The sequence below is a fragment of the Vibrio sp. Vb0667 genome (assembly GCF_033391095.1).
Genome location: NZ_JAWPOL010000007.1, coordinates 44,320 through 61,249, shown reverse-complemented (window position 1 = coordinate 61,249; position 16,930 = coordinate 44,320). Strand labels below are relative to the sequence as shown.

Genomic DNA, 16,930 nt, shown 5'->3' with positions numbered 1-16,930 from the left:
GTAGATAAGAAATGGCAATCGAAATTAATGTACCAGACATCGGTGCGGATGAGGTTGAAGTTACTGAGATTCTTGTAAGCGTTGGCGACAAGGTTGAAGAAGAGCAGTCTCTGATCACAGTTGAAGGCGATAAAGCTTCTATGGAAGTTCCTGCTTCTCAAGCGGGTATCGTTAAAGAAATCAAAGTTGCAGAAGGCGACAAGGTTTCTACTGGTTCTCTAATCATGATTTTCGAAGCCGAGGGTGCAGCTGACGCTGCACCTGCTCCTGCGGCAGAAGCAGCTCCAGCAGCAGCTCCAGCTCCAGCAGCAGCGGCAGAACTAAAAGAAGTTCACGTACCAGACATCGGTGGTGATGAAGTAGAAGTTACTGAAATCATGGTTGCCGTTGGCGACAGCATCGAAGAAGAGCAATCTCTTCTAACTGTTGAAGGCGACAAAGCTTCTATGGAAGTTCCAGCGCCATTCGCAGGTACTCTAAAAGAGATCAAAGTTGCAGCAGGCGATAAAGTATCGACTGGCTCACTTATCATGGTGTTCGAAACAGCAGGTTCAGGCGCTCCAGCAGCACCAGCGGCTGCTGAAGCTCCTGCGGCAGCAGCTCCAGCAGCGTCTGCGGCAAAAGAAGTGAACGTTCCAGATATCGGCGGCGACGAAGTTGAAGTTACTGAGATCATGGTTGCTGTTGGCGACACAGTGGAAGAAGAGCAATCTCTAATCACTGTTGAAGGTGACAAAGCTTCTATGGAAGTTCCTGCACCATTCGCTGGCACAGTTAAAGAAATCAAGATTGCAGCTGGCGACAAAGTGTCTACTGGCTCACTAATCATGGTATTCGAAGTGGCGGGTGCAGCACCTGCTCCTGCAGCAGCTCCAGCTCAAGCGGCAGCACCTGCAGCTCCGGCTCCTAAAGCAGAAGCTCCAGCGGCAGCAGCTCCAGCAGCGACTGGCGATTTCAAAGAAAACGATGAGTACGCTCACGCGTCTCCAGTTGTTCGTCGTCTAGCGCGTGAATTTGGCGTTAATCTTTCTAAGGTTAAAGGTTCTGGTCGTAAGAGCCGTATCCTAAAAGAAGACGTTCAAGCTTACGTGAAAGATGCACTTAAGCGTCTTGAGTCTGGCGCAGGTGCAGCAGCATCTGGCAAAGGCGACGGCGCGGCTCTTGGTCTACTACCATGGCCAAAAGTGGACTTCAGCAAGTTTGGTGAGACAGAAGTTCAACCGCTATCTCGCATTAAGAAGATCTCTGGCGCAAACCTACACCGTAACTGGGTAATGATCCCGCACGTTACACAGTGGGATAACGCAGACATCACGGCTCTTGAAGCATTCCGTAAAGAGCAAAACGCGATTGAAGCGAAGAAAGACACTGGCATGAAGATCACACCACTTGTGTTCATCATGAAAGCGGTAGCTAAAGCGCTTGAAGCGTTCCCAGCGTTCAACTCTTCTCTATCAGAAGACGGTGAGAGCCTAATTCTGAAGAAATACGTGAATGTTGGTATCGCGGTAGATACACCAAACGGTCTAGTTGTTCCTGTATTTAAAGACGTGAACAAGAAAGGCATCTACGAGCTATCTGAAGAGCTAATGGTGGTTTCTAAGAAAGCACGTGCTGGTAAGCTAACTGCGGCTGACATGCAAGGTGGCTGTTTCACTATCTCTAGCCTAGGCGGTATCGGCGGTACAGCGTTTACTCCAATCGTAAACGCACCAGAAGTTGGTATCCTAGGTGTGTCTAAGTCAGAAATGAAACCGGTATGGAACGGTAAAGAGTTCGAACCGCGTCTACAACTTCCACTGTCTCTATCATACGACCACCGTGTGATCGATGGTGCTGAAGGTGCGCGCTTCATCACTTACCTAAACTCATGTCTATCTGACATTCGTCGTCTAGTTCTGTAATAGAAATTAGATGAATGAGAGGCGGCAACTTAGCCGCCTCTGCTAATCATAATTACCGACAATTTGGTTATCAGCCTTGCTTCGTTCAGGGTTTTCACAATCGAATTGTTGTCTAGCTCACAGGCTAAATTGATTTACTTTTCACACCATTAACATCTCTGTAAACTGTTAGCGGTCTGAAAATAACTGTTTAAAACAAATCTCTCTTAAACATAAAAAATCGATACCCACTCAGCCTGTTAGGGATAATGACTACAAGAGGTCAAAATGAGCAAAGAAATTAAAGCCCAAGTTGTTGTACTTGGTTCTGGTCCTGCTGGTTACTCCGCTGCATTCCGTTGTGCGGACTTAGGTCTTGAAACTGTACTAGTTGAACGTTACAGCACGCTTGGCGGTGTATGTCTGAACGTGGGTTGTATCCCATCTAAAGCACTGCTTCACGTTTCTAAAGTAATTGAAGAAGCGAAAGCGATGGCTGACCACGGCGTTGTGTTCGGTGAGCCTCAAACAGACATCAGCAAAATCCGCATCTGGAAAGAAAAAGTTGTTAACCAACTAACTGGCGGCCTAAGCGGTATGGCTAAGATGCGTAACGTAACAGTAGTTAACGGTTACGGTAAGTTCACTGGCCCTAACTCTATCCTTGTAGAAGGCGAAGGTGAGCCAACAGTTGTTAACTTTGACAACGCAATCGTTGCGGCTGGTTCTCGTCCAATCAAACTGCCATTTATCCCGCATGAAGACCCACGTATTTGGGACTCTACTGACGCTCTAGAACTAAAAGAAGTGCCAGAAAAACTGCTTATCATGGGCGGTGGTATCATCGGTCTAGAAATGGGTACGGTTTACCACTCTCTAGGTTCTAAAGTTGAAGTTGTTGAAATGTTTGACCAGGTAATTCCTGCAGCAGACAAAGATATCGTGAAAGTATTTACTAAGCGTATTAAAGACAAGTTCAAGCTAATGCTAGAAACGAAAGTAACAGCAGTTGAAGCAAAAGAAGACGGTATCTACGTTTCAATGGAAGGCAAGAAAGCGCCAGCTGAAGCTGAGCGTTACGATGCGGTTCTAGTTGCTATCGGTCGTGTACCAAATGGTAAGCTAATCGACGGTGAAAAAGCGGGTCTAGAAATTGACGAGCGCGGCTTCATCAACGTTGATAAGCAAATGCGTACTAACGTTCCTCACATCTTCGCGATCGGTGATATCGTTGGTCAACCAATGCTTGCTCACAAAGGTGTGCATGAAGGTCACGTAGCTGCTGAAGTTATCTCTGGTAAGAAGCACTACTTCGACCCTAAAGTTATCCCTTCAATTGCGTACACTGAGCCAGAAGTGGCTTGGGTTGGTAAGACTGAAAAAGAAGCGAAAGAAGAAGGCATCAAGTACGAAGTAGCAACATTCCCATGGGCAGCATCAGGTCGTGCAATCGCATCTGACTGTGCAGACGGTATGACTAAGCTAATCTTCGACAAAGAAACTCACCGCGTAATCGGTGGTGCTATCGTTGGTACTAACGGTGGTGAACTACTTGGTGAAATCGGCCTTGCAATTGAGATGGGCTGTGATGCAGAAGATATCGCTCTGACTATCCACGCTCACCCAACTCTACACGAGTCTGTAGGTCTAGCTGCTGAAGTATTTGAAGGTTCAATCACTGACCTGCCAAACAAAAAAGCAGTTAAGAAGAAGTAAGCTTTTTCTGACTGAATGATAGAAGCCGCTGCATTGCAGCGGTTTTTTTATGCTTGTTATATAGAAATATAAATGTGTGCTTAGCTGACAGCAGACAATAAAAAGCCCACCAAACGGTGGGCTGACATATATTACGAGCTAAGCTTTAGTGTTCACGGTTGTAAATGCAAAGCATATCTAAGTATGAATTCACTAGATGTTTCAGCTCCGCTTCACCTTTAGCGCGGTTCGCTTGGACAAACAGTGAGTAACAAATACCGTGGAACAGGTTTGCCAAGTGTTCTGAATCGTGCTGGTCACACACTTCGCCACGTTCAATTGCTTTAATGAACATGTTTTGTACCAGCAACTGGTTAGTACGGTTAGTTGAAACAAACAATGGCCATACTTCGTCACGTGTTGAAGCACTCCACTCGAACCATACTTTTAGCCAGTGACAATCTTGGCTGACAAGCTCGATCATCGCATTAGTAATATTGGCGATGTTTTCACGTGCATGTAAGTCTAGGTCTATGTTATCCGATAGGAAGTTTGAGAACTGACGTACGACGTGATTGAGAACTTCATCCACCAAGTCTTCGCGTGTAGGGAAGTAGTTAAAAACAGTCGCTACAGAAACTTGAGCAATTTCTGCGATATCTGCGTGACCACCACGACCGATGCCGCGGCGCGCAAATACTTCCAATGCGATTTCCATTAACTGTTGCTTACGCTTAATTGGAGAAAGCCTAGTTCTAGGTCTCTTTGCAATTGAGTCCATATCCATTTTCCTTGCCATTTGAGTTGATATTGGGGGTAACCCCCTAATTGATTATTTTAATAGTTGCTTAAAGCAGTGATGAGTGTAATGGTGCATATGCACAAGGTCAACATCTGTAGAACAATTTATATACAGTAATGTCATTATTATTGATAAATTTAGCTATGAACTTTATAAAACTAAGACCTTCTTCCAAGATTTTTTGGCAACAGGATGCGACTTTCAACCCAATGAACGTGGTGATACACTACACGCCGTAAGATTAGGTGATCGTTTGCGTGCGACTTACCTCAACCCACAAATTTAGATTGAGCACAGTATGAAACATACAATAGAAGTCATGATTTCTGAGCAAGAAGTTCAGGAGCGAGTTCGTGAATTAGGCAAACAAATTACAGAGCGTTATCAAGGTAGTGAAGATCTTGTGTTGGTAGGCTTATTGCGTGGCTCATTTGTATTTATGGCAGACTTGGCACGTGCTATCGAACTGACTCACCAAGTTGATTTTATGACTGCGTCAAGCTACGGCAATACGATGGAAAGCTCACGTGACGTTCGTATCTTGAAAGATTTGGATGATGACATCAAAGGTAAAGACATTCTGCTTGTTGAAGACATCATTGACACTGGTAACACACTAAATAAAATCCGTGAGATTCTTTCGCTACGTGAGCCGAAGTCTATCGCTATTTGTACGCTCCTAGATAAGCCATCTCGTCGTGAAGTGAATGTTCCTGTGGATTGGATTGGTTTCGAAATTCCAGATGAATTTGTCGTTGGGGTGGGTATTGATTACGCGCAGAAATACCGCCACTTACCATACATCGGTAAAGTTGTACCTCAAGAATAATCATTGAGAGCAGCATTAAAAATATAAAAAAAACGCCCATCTAAGATGGGCGTTTTTTGTTCAACTTTTAGATATGACTTAGCGACAAAGCAGCTTGTTATCTGTATTTAGAATCGTCGAAAGAGCTTTCTGGTAAGACGCTTCTACGGTTTCCTTAGAGTTAGAACGAATGCCTAAGTACTCTAAGCGACCATCTTCAATTCCGTATACCACACCATGAATTTCAACATCTTGTCCACGCTCCCAAGCGTTTTGCAGGATGGTTGAGTTACCCAAGTTGTACACTTGCTCTGCAACATTAAGCTCGCCTAGTTTATCCGCTCGATCTTGTTGCGGCATTTGATCTAGGTAAGTGCGGTGTTTGAAATAGATATCTCTGATATGTAACAGCCAATTATTAATAAGACCTAGCTTAGGGTTATCAATGGCTGCATTTACGCCACCACATCCATAGTGTCCACAGACAATGATGTGTTTAACCTTAAGAACGTCTACGGCGTACTGGACGACGGATAGACAGTTGAGATCAGTATGGATAACTTGGTTTGCAACATTCCGATGAACAAAGAGTTCACCTGAGTATAGTCCGGTTAGTCGCTCGGCAGGGACGCGGCTATCAGAGCAGCCAATCCAAAGAAAATCAGGCTTTTGCCCCTCAGCGAGTTTTGCGAAGTATTCAGGTCGATCAGATTTGATCTCTTGAGACCATTTCGAATTGTTTTCAAATAACTGTTTTATTTCCGGCATTTTGCAAACTACTTCCCTTAAAAGACAAAATCGCTGCCGCTGTTTGTGTGCACATGCAAGCGATCAGTGTTGTAACTATACACAATGTTACAATTTCGATCTCGTTAAATATTCGTCAGATAGGACTCATCTGACTAGTTTTCATTAAGAAAAAAGTAAAATCTGGTGAAACTATTTGTGGTGTGAATTTAGCCTTAATCTATTTATGGTTTAAATTTTCGCCTAGCTCGTTAAAGTAGTGATATTTTACTTTTTAAAATTGAATGCAGGGAAAATCAGCAGTGTTCGGTAGTCGTTTTGAAGATATCAATTTCAAAGGGGATGTGTTTGGCGGGGTAACCACGGCGATTATCTCTCTCCCTCTGGCGTTAGCGTTTGGTGTTGCATCCGGAGCCGGTGCTGAGGCCGGCCTTTGGGGGGCAATAATGGTCGGTTTGTTTGCCTCGTTATTTGGTGGTTCTAATACGTTAATATCAGAACCGACAGGGCCAATGACGGTAATCATGACCGCAGTATTAACCAGTATGATGGCGAAATACCCAGAAACGGGCATGGCTATGACTTTCACGGTTGTCATGATGGCTGGAGCGTTCCAAATCCTATTGGGGACGTTAAAACTGGGTAAATACGTTACCTTGATGCCTTACAGCGTTATTTCTGGGTTTATGTCTGGCATAGGTGTGATTCTTATCATTCTGCAGTTATCGCCTTTGATGGGGCATGCTGCGCCTTCAGGGGGAGTACTCGGAACGTTATCTGCTTTGCCGGAGACCATTTCTAACCTTAAGTTCAGTGAGTTGTTTTTGGGACTACTGACTTTGGGGATTCTTTTTTTCTTCCCTAAGCAATATCGTAAATACGTTCCTGCACAGCTCGTGGCATTGGTCGCGGTGACTTTATTGTCTGTGATTCTCTTTGATACAGAAGATATTCGTCGTATCGGTGAAATTCCTGCTGGGTTACCTTCTCTCGTCGCCCCTTATATTGACACAGATATGTTTGTCGAGATGGTCATTGATGCATTAGTGCTCGGCACGTTAGGTTGTATTGATACTTTGTTAACGGCGGTTATCGGTGACTCATTAACTCGTAAAGAACACGACTCAGATAAAGAGCTGCGAGGTCAAGGGTTAGCTAACATGATCTCTGGCTTGTTTGGTGCGCTGCCGGGGGCGGGAGCTACCATGGGGACGGTAACGAATATCCAAGTTGGGGCTCGTTCGCCATTATCTGGTGTGATTCGCGCACTAATGTTGGCGTTGGTTGTACTGGTTGCTGGTGGGCTAACAGAGCCAATCCCGATGGCTGTGTTAGCAGGCATTGCGGTGTATGTTGGCTTTAACATCCTAGACTGGAGCTTTATTCAGAGGGCACATAAGGTAAGCTTTTCCGGAATGGCGGTGATGTATGGCGTTATGTTGCTTACAGTATTCGTTGATCTTATCGTTGCGGTGGGTTTAGGCGTCTTTATCTCGAACATTATCATCATCGAGCGTTTGAGCCGAGAGCAGGCGCGACAAGTAAAAGCGATCAGCGACGCGGATGAAGATGATGTGCCGCTGACTGACAGCGAGCGTGGTTTGTTGGATCGTGCTAATGGTAAAGTGCTGTTCTTTTATCTTTCCGGTCCGATGATCTTTAGTGTTTCTAAAGCCATTTCACGTCAGCACTCTAGTATTTCGGACTATGACGTGATGATTCTCGATCTTACGGATGTACCAATGATTGATGTAACCGTCGGTTTGGCGTTAGAGAATGCGATTAAGGATGCTCTCGATGCCAATTGTGCCGTGTATTTATTATGCCCGAATGAGCGAACACGAGAACAGCTAGAGAAATTCCATGTGATTGACCTTGTCCCGGATGAAAATATGTACCAATTCCGTTACGAAGCATTGAATGCGGCGGTGGCACATGTTGAGGCAGACCAGTATCAGCGCATAACGGCGTAATCATTCTGACAGTTAAAAACGCAACAGTTTCCTGTTGCGTTTTTTTATGCTCTATTTTGTCTTACTTAGAGATAACCTTTACGAGGTAAGGGTTATATTTCCAATATTATCGAAAGGTTTATTTGTAATCATCGTTATTCAACGATAAACTGATGGACCTCCAGTACGATACCCAAGGCGATTTTGTAGTAAACCGCTGCTAAATATGAGTCGGTATTAGTAATCACAAACAAACGGCAATCAAGACCTTATGTACGCATTAGAAATTGAACAATTGCGCAAGACGTATGCAGGTGGCTTTGAGGCGTTAAAAGGTATAAGTCTCCAAGTGAAAAAGGGTGACTTCTACGCGCTTCTGGGTCCCAATGGTGCAGGAAAATCGACCACGATTGGCATCATTTCCTCCTTAGTGAATAAAACCTCCGGAACGACGAAAGTTTTCGGTTATGACATTGATACCGACCTCGAATTGGCCAAGCAGAATTTAGGCTTGGTGCCACAGGAGTTCAACTTCAACCAGTTTGAAACCGTTGAGCAAATTGTGATGCAGCAAGCTGGCTATTACGGTGTGTCTAAAGTATTAGCCAAAGAAAGAGCAGAAAAATACCTGAAAAAATTGGATTTATGGGAAAAACGCCAAGAGCGTGCTCGTAACCTATCCGGTGGGATGAAGCGTCGTTTAATGATCGCAAGAGCTTTGATGCACGAGCCGCAGTTACTCATTTTAGATGAACCAACGGCTGGAGTGGATATTGAACTACGCCGCTCAATGTGGGGGTTTCTGAAAGAGATCAACCAAGAGCAAGGAATTACGATTATTTTAACGACACACTACCTAGAAGAAGCGGAGATGCTGTGTCGAAATATCGGCATTATTAATCGTGGTGAGCTGATTGAAAATACCACCATGAAGGCGTTACTAGGTAAGCTAAGCGTCGAGACATTTATCTTGGATATTGAGTCAGAAGTCGAGGTGCCTGAGCTTGAAGGTGTTAATCGACAAAGTATTGTTGATGGCTCTTTAGAGATAGAACTAGATAAAAGCCAAGGATTGAATTCGGTATTCAGTCAGTTAACAGAGCATGGCATTAAAGTTCTCTCAATGCGTAACAAAGCCAACCGACTTGAAGAGTTGTTTGTCAGCATTGTAAGAGAGGGGAGTAATTAAATGTACGGTTTATATTGGACGGCATTTCGCAGCTTGCTGAGCAAAGAAGTTACTCGTTTTACACGTATTTGGGTGCAAACCTTAGTGCCGCCAGCCATTACGATGACGTTGTACTTCATCATTTTCGGCAATCTTATTGGCTCTCGAATTGGTGAGATGAGCGGCTTTAGTTACATGGAGTACATTGTTCCAGGTTTGATCATGATGTCGGTGATCACTAACTCATACTCGAACGTGGCGTCGTCATTCTTTAGTGCAAAGCTACAGAAGAATATTGAAGAACTGCTGGTGGCACCGGTACCAAACTATGTGATTATTGCTGGCTATGTGATGGGCGGCGTGACTCGAGGTTTGTTGGTCGGTGCAATTGTTACTTGTGTGTCACTTTTGTTCGTTGATTTGCAAGTGGAGCACTGGGGCATTATTGTCGCGACTGTCTTCATGACGTCGGTTGTATTTGCTCTCGGTGGCTTGATCAATGCGGTTTACGCAAAAACGTTTGATGATATTTCGATCATCCCTACGTTTGTATTGACTCCTTTAACTTACTTGGGAGGAGTCTTTTATTCGATCAGTCTGCTGCCTGAATTTTGGCAAGGCGTTTCTAAGATCAACCCAATCGTCTACATGGTGAATGCGTTCCGCTACGGCTTTTTAGGTGTCTCGGATGTGGGCATTGTCACTTCATTTAGTGTACTTGCAGTGTTTGTTGTTGCACTGTATGCCATTGCGCATTATCTAGTAACCAAAGGGATTGGGCTAAGAAGCTAAGCCATTCTCATAAAGCAAAGAGCGGCGATTCACGCTGCTCTTTCGCGTGCATAACAATACATACCCATACAATTTTTCGGTTTTTATCATGGTAGGTTTCAATCATTTGTAATAAATGAGTGATCCTATGAATATTGTCCCGCCGCCGCCTTTCTCCTATCAGTTACTTAAGCCCAAATATTGGTCTGTATGGCTGGCATTTGGATCTTTAGCGATTCTTGTTAATGTACTGCCATACGTAGTATTGCGAATCTTAGGTAGAAGCATCGGCTGTATTGCGATGCATGTAATGAAGCGCCGACACAAGATCGCTCTGCGTAATCTCCAGCTGTGTTTCCCTGATTTTACGGATTGGCAATGTAAGGACGTAGTACGAAAAAACTTTCAATATACTGGAATGGCGATCATCGAAACCGGTATCGCTTGGTTTTGGCCAGATTGGCGGATACGTCGGATAACCTCTATTGTTGGAAAAGATCGTTTACTCGCTGAGGAAAAGAATGGACGTGGTGTGTTGGTGGTGTGCAGTCACCATTTAAACTTGGAGATAACCGCTCGTATTTTTAGCCAGTTTGCCCAAGGTTATGGCGTTTATCGCCCAAATTCGAATCCTGCTTATGAGTTTATTCAACATCGAGGTCGAACTCGTTTTGGACATCAAATGATTGATCGAAAAGACGTGAAATCAATGCTCAAAGTTCTGAAGAATGGTCATCGACTTTGGTATTTACCCGACCATGATTATGGCGTTAGCCATTCTGTTTTTGCGCCGTTTTTTGCTGTTGAACAAGCGGCGAGTACCGTCGGGTCTAGTGTTCTCATTGATGCAACAAAGTGCGCGGTTATATCTGGCGTTACAGTGAGTAAAAATCACCATTACACGCTGTACATTGGAAAAGACATTAGCGAGCGTTTCGAGAGACGTAATGCGGTTAAAGCGGCAAGCATCTTGAACCAAGAGCTTGAGAAAATGATAAAACGTGATATTCCAGCGTGGATGTGGCTGCACAAGCGGTTTAAAACTCGCCCTGAAGGGTTAGATTGCGTCTATACGTAGAGTATAAAAAAGGTCGACTAAGAGTCGACCTTTTTACTTTTATGGCTCAGAGCTTACTCTGCGTTCTCTGAGTTTGTATTGTTAGATTCAGCTTCTTCCTTCGTTTCGACAACCATATCTACCGTTTGGTTATCGATAAGACGAGCTTTGCCTAGGAACGCAGACATCAGAATGACAGCTTGTGTCGTTTCTGGTGTGATCACTTGTAATGTACGAGCATCACGAATGAAGATCTCATCAGGGTGCAGACCTGCAGCTCGAAGTTGGTCGCTTGCATCTTCGATGATCGATGCGTAGTCATCGCGGCCACCGCGAATGGCACTGCTGATCCAACGCATTGTACGAGCAAGTACAGGCGCACGTTGACGCTCGTCCAGCGTAAGCAAGCCATTGCGTGAACTCATTGCTAAACCGTCCATTTCACGTACGGTTGGTACACCGATGATTTCAATGTCCATTGCTAGGTCATCAACCATCTTGCGGATAACAGCAAGTTGTTGGAAGTCCTTCTCGCCGAAGCACGCGACATCCGGTTGTACGATGTTAAACAGCTTATTCACTATCGTCGTCACGCCACGGAAATGACCTGGTCGAGACGCGCCTTCGAGAATTGTTGATAGGCCAGGGACATCGACGAAGGTTTGCTTATCCAGACCTTCAGGGTAGATAACTTCTGGTGTTGGCGTAAATACCACATCGACCCCTTCAGAGGTTAACTTGCTTAAGTCTTCCTCTAGCGTGCGTGGGTAATTATTTAAATCGTCTGCACGATCAAACTGCATCGGATTAACAAAGATGCTTACGACAACGATATCAGCGTATTCGCGTGCTTTACGCACTAAAGTTAAGTGGCCTTCGTGAAGGTTGCCCATGGTAGGGACAAACGCCACTTTACGACCTTCACGTTTAAAGGTTTTAAGGTGTTCACGAACTGCTGAGATTTCCGCAAAAGTTTGCATGCATTTATCCTCTAGGCAATGGTATGAGCGTCGTCTGGGAATACACCGTTGGCTACATCTTCAATGTATTTAGTAACGGCTTTGCGCATATCACCTGTTTCAGCAAGAAAGTTTTTGGAGAATTTCGGCATGTAGTTGGCAGAAATACCAAACATATCATGCATTACGAGAATCTGGCCATCTGTTACGTTACCTGCACCAATACCGATAACAGGAACGTCAAGCACTTGCGTAATACGTTCAGCAAGCTCAGCTGGTACGCATTCTAGTAAGACGATTTGAGCGCCTGCTTCTTGTAGCGCTAATGCGTCTTTTACCATGCGGTCTGCTTTTTCTTGATCGCGACCTTGGATTTTGTAACCACCAAAAATATTAACAGCTTGAGGAGTTAAACCAAGATGAGCACAAACTGGAACTGATCGTTCAGTGAGCATTTTCACCGTGTCGACAAGCCAGTCACCACCTTCAATTTTTACCATATTGGCACCAGCACGCATCAGTTTAGCCGCATTTTCGCAAGCTTGCTCTGGCGTGGTGTAGCTCATGAATGGCATGTCTGCCATCAACAAACAATTTGGGCTACCAGCGCGTACGCAACGAGTATGGTAAGCGATATCATCGACCGTTACTGGTAGAGTATCGTTGTGACCTTGCAAAACCATACCTAGAGAATCACCGACAAGAAGTACTGGCATTTCTTGGCTTTCAAACAGTTGGGCAAAGCTCGCATCATAAGCGGTTGAAGTAGCAAATTTACGACCTTCTTGCTTCCACTTGATTAGGTCGTTGATGGTCATTTTTTTCATGGTTTTATCCTTACTAGGAGTTGGCTATGACTGCCAGATACTGAGGCCGTTTCTATCTACTTGTTCCAGTAGTTTAGAGACCTCGGTCCCATCAGGGAGTTGTAAATTTGGTGCAATTTCCGCAAGAGGGTAGAGTACGAATTCACGCTCTTTCATTCCATAATGAGGAACGATCAGCCTCTCGGAATTAATCACCTCATTGCCATAAAGCACAATGTCGAGGTCCAAGGTTCTTGGTCCCCAGCGTTCGTCTTTACGGACACGCCCTTGTTCTTGCTCTATAGCTTGTGTGCAATTGAGCAATTCAATAGGCGTCAAACTGGTGTTAATAGACACAACCGCATTGATGTAATCCGGTTGGTTTTGTGGCCCCATTGGCGTGCTGCTGTATAGCGAAGAAGCTTGAACAAACTCTGATTTAGGCAGCGTTTTTAATGCTTCAATCGCTTGCTTCGCTTGGCTGACAGGATCCGCCAAGTTACTGCCTACCGCAATGTACGCTGTAATCATGATTTGGGCTTACTCTTTTTCTTGCGATAAGTTTTACGGCGGCGCTGGCCTGTTTTCGGTGATTGACCGTCTAAGTCGGCAGCCATTGCTTGACGCATTTCTCGGCCTGCATTTTGAAAAGTTTCCCACCACTTGGCAAGCTTCTGAGTGTCACCACCTTCAATTTCACCGCGCATTTCAAGAAAATCAAAGCCAGCTCTAAATTTATTGAGCTCCATAAGACGGAATGCACGTTTACCGTTACGTCGTGGAAGACGAAGCTGTAACTGCCAAATCTCGCGAATGGTTGCGGTGTGGCGTCTTGGAATGGCAATTGTGCGAACTTGCTCGTCAAGAATGATGTTGCTCGCTTCCATAATGGCGTCGTAATGGCCTAAGTTGCGCTCTTCCATCAGTTCATCGGCTTTCGCACACAGTGGGTACCACAGCATTGCAGCAAACATAAATGCTGGATTGATGCGTTTCCCATCTTCGATGCGCATGTCGGTAGAATCTAGGACAAGATCCAACATCTGCTCAGTATGAGAGGAGTAATCTTCTGTAAAGTGCGCTGCAATCGTCGGGAATAGTTGCTGGAATAGGTTGTACTCACGCAGTAGGTGGTAGGTTTCTAAGCCATGACCGGATTGCAATAATTTGAGTGACTCTTCAAAAAGACGCGCTGACGGAATGTCACCGAGCAACGGTGCCATGTGTTCGATTGGCGCTGCGGTGTCTTCTTCAATATCAAAGTCTAGTTTTACCGCGAAACGAACCGCACGCAGCATGCGCACAGGGTCTTCACGGTAGCGTGTTTCTGGATCACCAATCAGTCGAATTAGGCGATCTTCTAAATCTTCAATACCACGTGCGTAGTCGTGAATCGAGTAATCTGCGATGTTGTAGTACATCGAGTTAATCGTGAAATCACGGCGCTCAGCATCTTCATCGATGGTGCCGTAGACGTTGTCACGCAGCAGCATACCCTCTTTTGATTGCTGAGAAATGCTCTTATTCTTTTGCTCTTGGTGGTGACCACGGAATGTCGCAACCTCAATGATGTCTCGGCCAAACATAATATGAGCCAAGCGGAAGCGGCGACCAATCAAACGGCAGTTACGAAATAGCTGTTTGATCTGTTCCGGCGTTGCGTTGGTCGCAATGTCAAAATCTTTTGGTTTTTGTCCAAGCAGTAAGTCTCGAACCCCGCCACCCACAAGAAAAGCATCGAAACCAGCACCATTTAGGCGGTACAGTACCTTCAGCGCATTATCACTGATCTGCTTACGCGAAATGTTGTGCTCTTCACGAGTTATTACATTGAGAGCGAGCTCTGGAATTGTGGCAGGTTCGCTTGGTGTATAGTCGTTTGTATTCATGTGCATCTGGCAATAACTGGGTTTAATCCAATCTTGCTTTGGTTAGTTTTATACGCCTCTAGGGCCTAATTTGCGGCTAATGATAGCCTACACAATGCCATTTGAGAATCACGGTGTGATCTCGATCTCTGCTGGAAGCTGTTCCAACCGCCAGTTTTCGCAGCCCCAACGAAGAATATCTTCTATGTTGGCCGCCCTTACGGTTTCAGGTATCTCGAAACCTAAAAATGTCATGGCGCGCAATAGAGTAGGTTTTGGTGTATCTATATCAATAGCCGTCGCGTGATTTTGTTTCGACAATTTATTGCCGTTGTTGTCCATCGCCAATGGTAAATGCAAGTAGCTAACTTCAGGCTGACCAAGTATTTGGTACAGGCTAATTTGACGCCCTGTCGGCTCGATTAAGTCTGCACCTCGCACGACTTCTGTGACGCCTTGGTCGATGTCGTCCAATACTACCGCAAGATTATAAGCAAATAATCCATCTCGACGTTTAATAATGAAATCTTCATTAACGAGTTGCTCTGGAATCGTAATGGTTCCCTGCTTTTGGTCGAGGAAATGAGCGACAGGCTTGGTCATTTTTAGGCGAATCGCGCCGTCTTTCAAGTTTTTATCGCGGCAAGTGCCAGGATAAAAACCGCCATGCTCTTTAATTTGCTTACGAGTACATTGGCAATAATAGGCTTCTCCATTTTCGAGCCATTTGTTTATTTGAGCTTGGTAAAGGTCGTGACGTTCGCTCTGGTATACCACTTCTCCATCCCAATGCAGCTGATAGGCCTTGAGTGCCTCTAGGATAAGTTGCGCTGCACCTGGCATTTCTCTTGGTGGGTCTAAGTCCTCAATACGTACTAACCAAGCTCCGTTTTGTGCTTTCGCTTGAAAATAACTGCCAAGAGCGGCAATCAGTGAACCAAAATGCAGTGGACCAGAAGGAGATGGGGCGAATCGACCTACATAGCGTGTCATGCGTGTATCTCGAATTTAGTAAACAAATAGGGTGCGAAGATAGCCAAAACAAAAAGGGAGCCTGAGCTCCCTTCAACAATCATAATGCTGGGTGATTAACCTTGCATTTGCTTCTCTTTGATTTCTGCAAGTGTTTTACAGTCAATACAAAGGTCAGCGGTTGGACGTGCTTCAAGACGGCGAACGCCAATCTCTACGCCACAAGACTCACAGAAGCCAAAATCGTCTTCTTTGATTTTATCCAAAGTCTTTTCAATCTTCTTGATCAAACGGCGTTCGCGGTCACGGTTACGCAGTTCTAGGCTGAACTCTTCCTCTTGAGAGGCGCGGTCAACTGGATCTGGGAAGTTTGCTGCTTCGTCCTGCATGTGGTGAACAGTACGATCCACTTCAGCTCTTAGCTGGTCGCGCCAAGCTGTTAAGATTTTCGTAAAGTGTTCAACCTGCTCTGGTGACATGTACTCTTCACCAGGTTTTTCCTGATATGGCTCCACGCCGGCAATGGCTAGGATGCCTATCGTTTTCTTCTTTGATTCTGGCATACAGCATCTCCTACTTACACCTAGTCAACTGCTACGCAGTCAATTTAAGGCGGGTATCTATAGCAAAAAGAGGCGGTGCAAGCAAATACTGAATCGCAAAGTTATCGTCAATGTGAAGACGACATCATTTTTTCTCTTAATTGATAAAATCAATAGCGGAAATCAGCTTCATTCCAGTATCGCTCAGTTCAGCTTTGTAGCAGAGAACTTCCACTCCAGCGTCTTGTGCTTGTTTGAGTAATAGTGAATATTTCGCGTCTATATGGTGCGCCGCGGATACTTTTTCAATACCTGAATGTAAAACAGTGAATAAAAGTATGGCTCTACTTCCATTTTGTGCCATTTCTGTGAGCTCTCTCAGGTGTTTTTGTCCCCGAGTCGTGACCGCATCTGGGAAGTATCCTTGTCCAGTAGAGTCGGTCTCATCAAGAAGAGTGACGCTTTTCACTTCTATATAGCACTTTGGCTTGTCGTCTGCGCTGAGCAAGATATCAATTCGGCTATTTTCATTGCCGTATTTCACCTCAGTTTGAAGTGTGTCATAACCACAAAGCTCTGAAATGACATTATTTTCAATAGCCTCTACGGCTAATTGATTGGCGCGCGCGGTATTGATACAAATACGGTGGCCTTGTTCGGTCTCACTCAACTCCCAACTATTGGGGTATTTTCGTTTCGGGTTGTCGGAAGTAGAAAACCAAACCTTGTTTCCGGGCGTAGCACAACCCGTCATTGCACCTGTATTTGCGCAGTGGATTGTACGGATTTCACCAGTATCGAGCTCGATATCGGCAAGAAAGCGTTTATAACGTTTGAGTAGAGTGGCGGACTCTAAAGCGGGTGTGAAATGCATTTGCTTATTTAGACAAAAAATTTTTT

16 protein-coding genes are annotated in these 16,930 nt (G+C 44.9%); 7 read left to right on the top strand and 9 right to left on the bottom strand.

The features are described from left to right. Positions 1–11: 11 nt before the first annotated feature. Together aceF and lpdA are read left to right on the top strand one after the other, a co-directional pair. Positions 12–1,904, top strand: coding sequence for a pyruvate dehydrogenase complex dihydrolipoyllysine-residue acetyltransferase (aceF, locus tag R8269_RS09820; RefSeq protein WP_132936923.1), 1,893 nt, complete (start codon positions 12–14; stop codon positions 1,902–1,904). 267 nt (positions 1,905–2,171) lie between these two features. Next, a complete protein-coding gene (lpdA, locus tag R8269_RS09815; protein ID WP_005379993.1) occupies positions 2,172–3,599 on the top strand; it encodes a dihydrolipoyl dehydrogenase in 1,428 nt (475 codons plus the stop codon). A gap of 145 nt (positions 3,600–3,744) precedes the next feature. Here lpdA and opaR read toward each other — a convergent pair whose 3' ends face one another. Then, a complete protein-coding gene (opaR, locus tag R8269_RS09810) occupies positions 3,745–4,359 on the bottom strand; it encodes a transcriptional regulator OpaR (RefSeq protein WP_005379994.1) in 615 nt (204 codons plus the stop codon). Positions 4,360–4,678: 319 nt separating this feature from the next. Between opaR and hpt the strand changes: the two genes are divergently transcribed. Next, positions 4,679–5,209, top strand: a complete 531-nt coding sequence (gene hpt / locus R8269_RS09805) for a hypoxanthine phosphoribosyltransferase (RefSeq protein ID WP_005379995.1) — start codon at positions 4,679–4,681, stop codon at positions 5,207–5,209. Between the two features lie 78 nt (positions 5,210–5,287). Here the strand turns inward: hpt and can are convergent, their stop codons facing one another. Beyond that, positions 5,288–5,956, bottom strand: coding sequence for a carbonate dehydratase (can, locus tag R8269_RS09800; protein WP_005379996.1), 669 nt, complete (start codon positions 5,954–5,956; stop codon positions 5,288–5,290). 281 nt (positions 5,957–6,237) lie between these two features. On the opposite strand from can, the gene R8269_RS09795 reads away from it, so the two are divergent. The 4 genes from R8269_RS09795 to R8269_RS09780 all read left to right on the top strand — a co-directional run bounded on the left by R8269_RS09795 (position 6,238) and on the right by R8269_RS09780 (position 10,904). Next, positions 6,238–7,908 carry a SulP family inorganic anion transporter gene (locus R8269_RS09795; RefSeq protein WP_005379997.1) on the top strand — a complete coding sequence of 557 codons (1,671 nt, stop codon included), beginning with the start codon at positions 6,238–6,240 and terminating at the stop codon, positions 7,906–7,908. 250 nt (positions 7,909–8,158) lie between these two features. Beyond that, positions 8,159–9,076 carry an ABC transporter ATP-binding protein gene (locus R8269_RS09790; RefSeq protein ID WP_005380000.1) on the top strand — a complete coding sequence of 306 codons (918 nt, stop codon included), beginning with the start codon at positions 8,159–8,161 and terminating at the stop codon, positions 9,074–9,076. Next, positions 9,077–9,847 (top strand): ABC transporter permease, encoded by a 771-nt coding sequence (locus R8269_RS09785; RefSeq protein WP_005386598.1) that lies wholly within the window; start codon positions 9,077–9,079, stop codon positions 9,845–9,847. A 127-nt stretch (positions 9,848–9,974) separates the two neighbouring features. Next, entirely contained in the window at positions 9,975–10,904 is a 930-nt protein-coding gene (locus R8269_RS09780; RefSeq protein ID WP_053304122.1) for a Kdo(2)-lipid IV(A) acyltransferase, read from the top strand. Positions 10,905–10,957: 53 nt separating this feature from the next. On the opposite strand, the gene panC is transcribed toward R8269_RS09780, so the two are convergent. The 7 genes from panC to sfsA form a co-directional block, all read right to left on the bottom strand. Beyond that, positions 10,958–11,863 carry a pantoate--beta-alanine ligase gene (panC, locus tag R8269_RS09775; protein WP_065274834.1) on the bottom strand — a complete coding sequence of 302 codons (906 nt, stop codon included), beginning with the start codon at positions 11,861–11,863 and terminating at the stop codon, positions 10,958–10,960. Between the two features lie 11 nt (positions 11,864–11,874). Beyond that, positions 11,875–12,669 (bottom strand): 3-methyl-2-oxobutanoate hydroxymethyltransferase, encoded by a 795-nt coding sequence (gene panB, locus R8269_RS09770; protein ID WP_005386592.1) that lies wholly within the window; start codon positions 12,667–12,669, stop codon positions 11,875–11,877. Between the two features lie 24 nt (positions 12,670–12,693). Next, a complete protein-coding gene (gene folK / locus R8269_RS09765; RefSeq protein ID WP_054700470.1) occupies positions 12,694–13,179 on the bottom strand; it encodes a 2-amino-4-hydroxy-6-hydroxymethyldihydropteridine diphosphokinase in 486 nt (161 codons plus the stop codon). Further along, positions 13,176–14,543: a polynucleotide adenylyltransferase PcnB gene (gene pcnB, locus R8269_RS09760; protein ID WP_005386589.1), complete on the bottom strand. Its 1,368-nt coding sequence runs from the start codon at positions 14,541–14,543 to the stop codon at positions 13,176–13,178. The genes folK and pcnB overlap by 4 nt, the downstream gene beginning before the upstream one ends. Before the next feature lie 102 nt (positions 14,544–14,645). Continuing rightward, positions 14,646–15,509: a tRNA glutamyl-Q(34) synthetase GluQRS gene (gene gluQRS, locus R8269_RS09755; protein ID WP_047102653.1), complete on the bottom strand. Its 864-nt coding sequence runs from the start codon at positions 15,507–15,509 to the stop codon at positions 14,646–14,648. 95 nt (positions 15,510–15,604) lie between these two features. After that, entirely contained in the window at positions 15,605–16,051 is a 447-nt protein-coding gene (gene dksA, locus R8269_RS09750) for an RNA polymerase-binding protein DksA (protein WP_005386584.1), read from the bottom strand. A gap of 136 nt (positions 16,052–16,187) precedes the next feature. Next, positions 16,188–16,904 carry a DNA/RNA nuclease SfsA gene (gene sfsA / locus R8269_RS09745; protein ID WP_017635909.1) on the bottom strand — a complete coding sequence of 239 codons (717 nt, stop codon included), beginning with the start codon at positions 16,902–16,904 and terminating at the stop codon, positions 16,188–16,190. Between the last annotated feature and the right edge of the window lie 26 nt (positions 16,905–16,930).

Bases quoted from the DNA above. Each gene is read 5' to 3' on its own strand.
- dksA (WP_005386584.1), bottom strand. From the start codon at position 16,051: ATGCCAGAATCAAAGAAGAAAACGATAGGCATCCTAGCCATTGCCGGC.
- folK (WP_054700470.1), bottom strand. From the start codon at position 13,179: ATGATTACAGCGTACATTGCGGTAGGCAGTAACTTGGCGGATCCTGTC.
- pcnB (WP_005386589.1), bottom strand. From the start codon at position 14,543: ATGCACATGAATACAAACGACTATACACCAAGCGAACCTGCCACAATT.
- opaR (WP_005379994.1), bottom strand. From the start codon at position 4,359: ATGGACTCAATTGCAAAGAGACCTAGAACTAGGCTTTCTCCAATTAAG.
- lpdA (WP_005379993.1), top strand. From the start codon at position 2,172: ATGAGCAAAGAAATTAAAGCCCAAGTTGTTGTACTTGGTTCTGGTCCT.
- R8269_RS09780 (WP_053304122.1), top strand. From the start codon at position 9,975: ATGAATATTGTCCCGCCGCCGCCTTTCTCCTATCAGTTACTTAAGCCC.
- panB (WP_005386592.1), bottom strand. From the start codon at position 12,669: ATGAAAAAAATGACCATCAACGACCTAATCAAGTGGAAGCAAGAAGGT.
- gluQRS (WP_047102653.1), bottom strand. From the start codon at position 15,509: ATGACACGCTATGTAGGTCGATTCGCCCCATCTCCTTCTGGTCCACTG.
- panC (WP_065274834.1), bottom strand. From the start codon at position 11,863: ATGCAAACTTTTGCGGAAATCTCAGCAGTTCGTGAACACCTTAAAACC.
- aceF (WP_132936923.1), top strand. From the start codon at position 12: ATGGCAATCGAAATTAATGTACCAGACATCGGTGCGGATGAGGTTGAA.
- sfsA (WP_017635909.1), bottom strand. From the start codon at position 16,904: ATGCATTTCACACCCGCTTTAGAGTCCGCCACTCTACTCAAACGTTAT.
- hpt (WP_005379995.1), top strand. From the start codon at position 4,679: ATGAAACATACAATAGAAGTCATGATTTCTGAGCAAGAAGTTCAGGAG.
- R8269_RS09790 (WP_005380000.1), top strand. From the start codon at position 8,159: ATGTACGCATTAGAAATTGAACAATTGCGCAAGACGTATGCAGGTGGC.
- can (WP_005379996.1), bottom strand. From the start codon at position 5,956: ATGCCGGAAATAAAACAGTTATTTGAAAACAATTCGAAATGGTCTCAA.
- R8269_RS09785 (WP_005386598.1), top strand. From the start codon at position 9,077: ATGTACGGTTTATATTGGACGGCATTTCGCAGCTTGCTGAGCAAAGAA.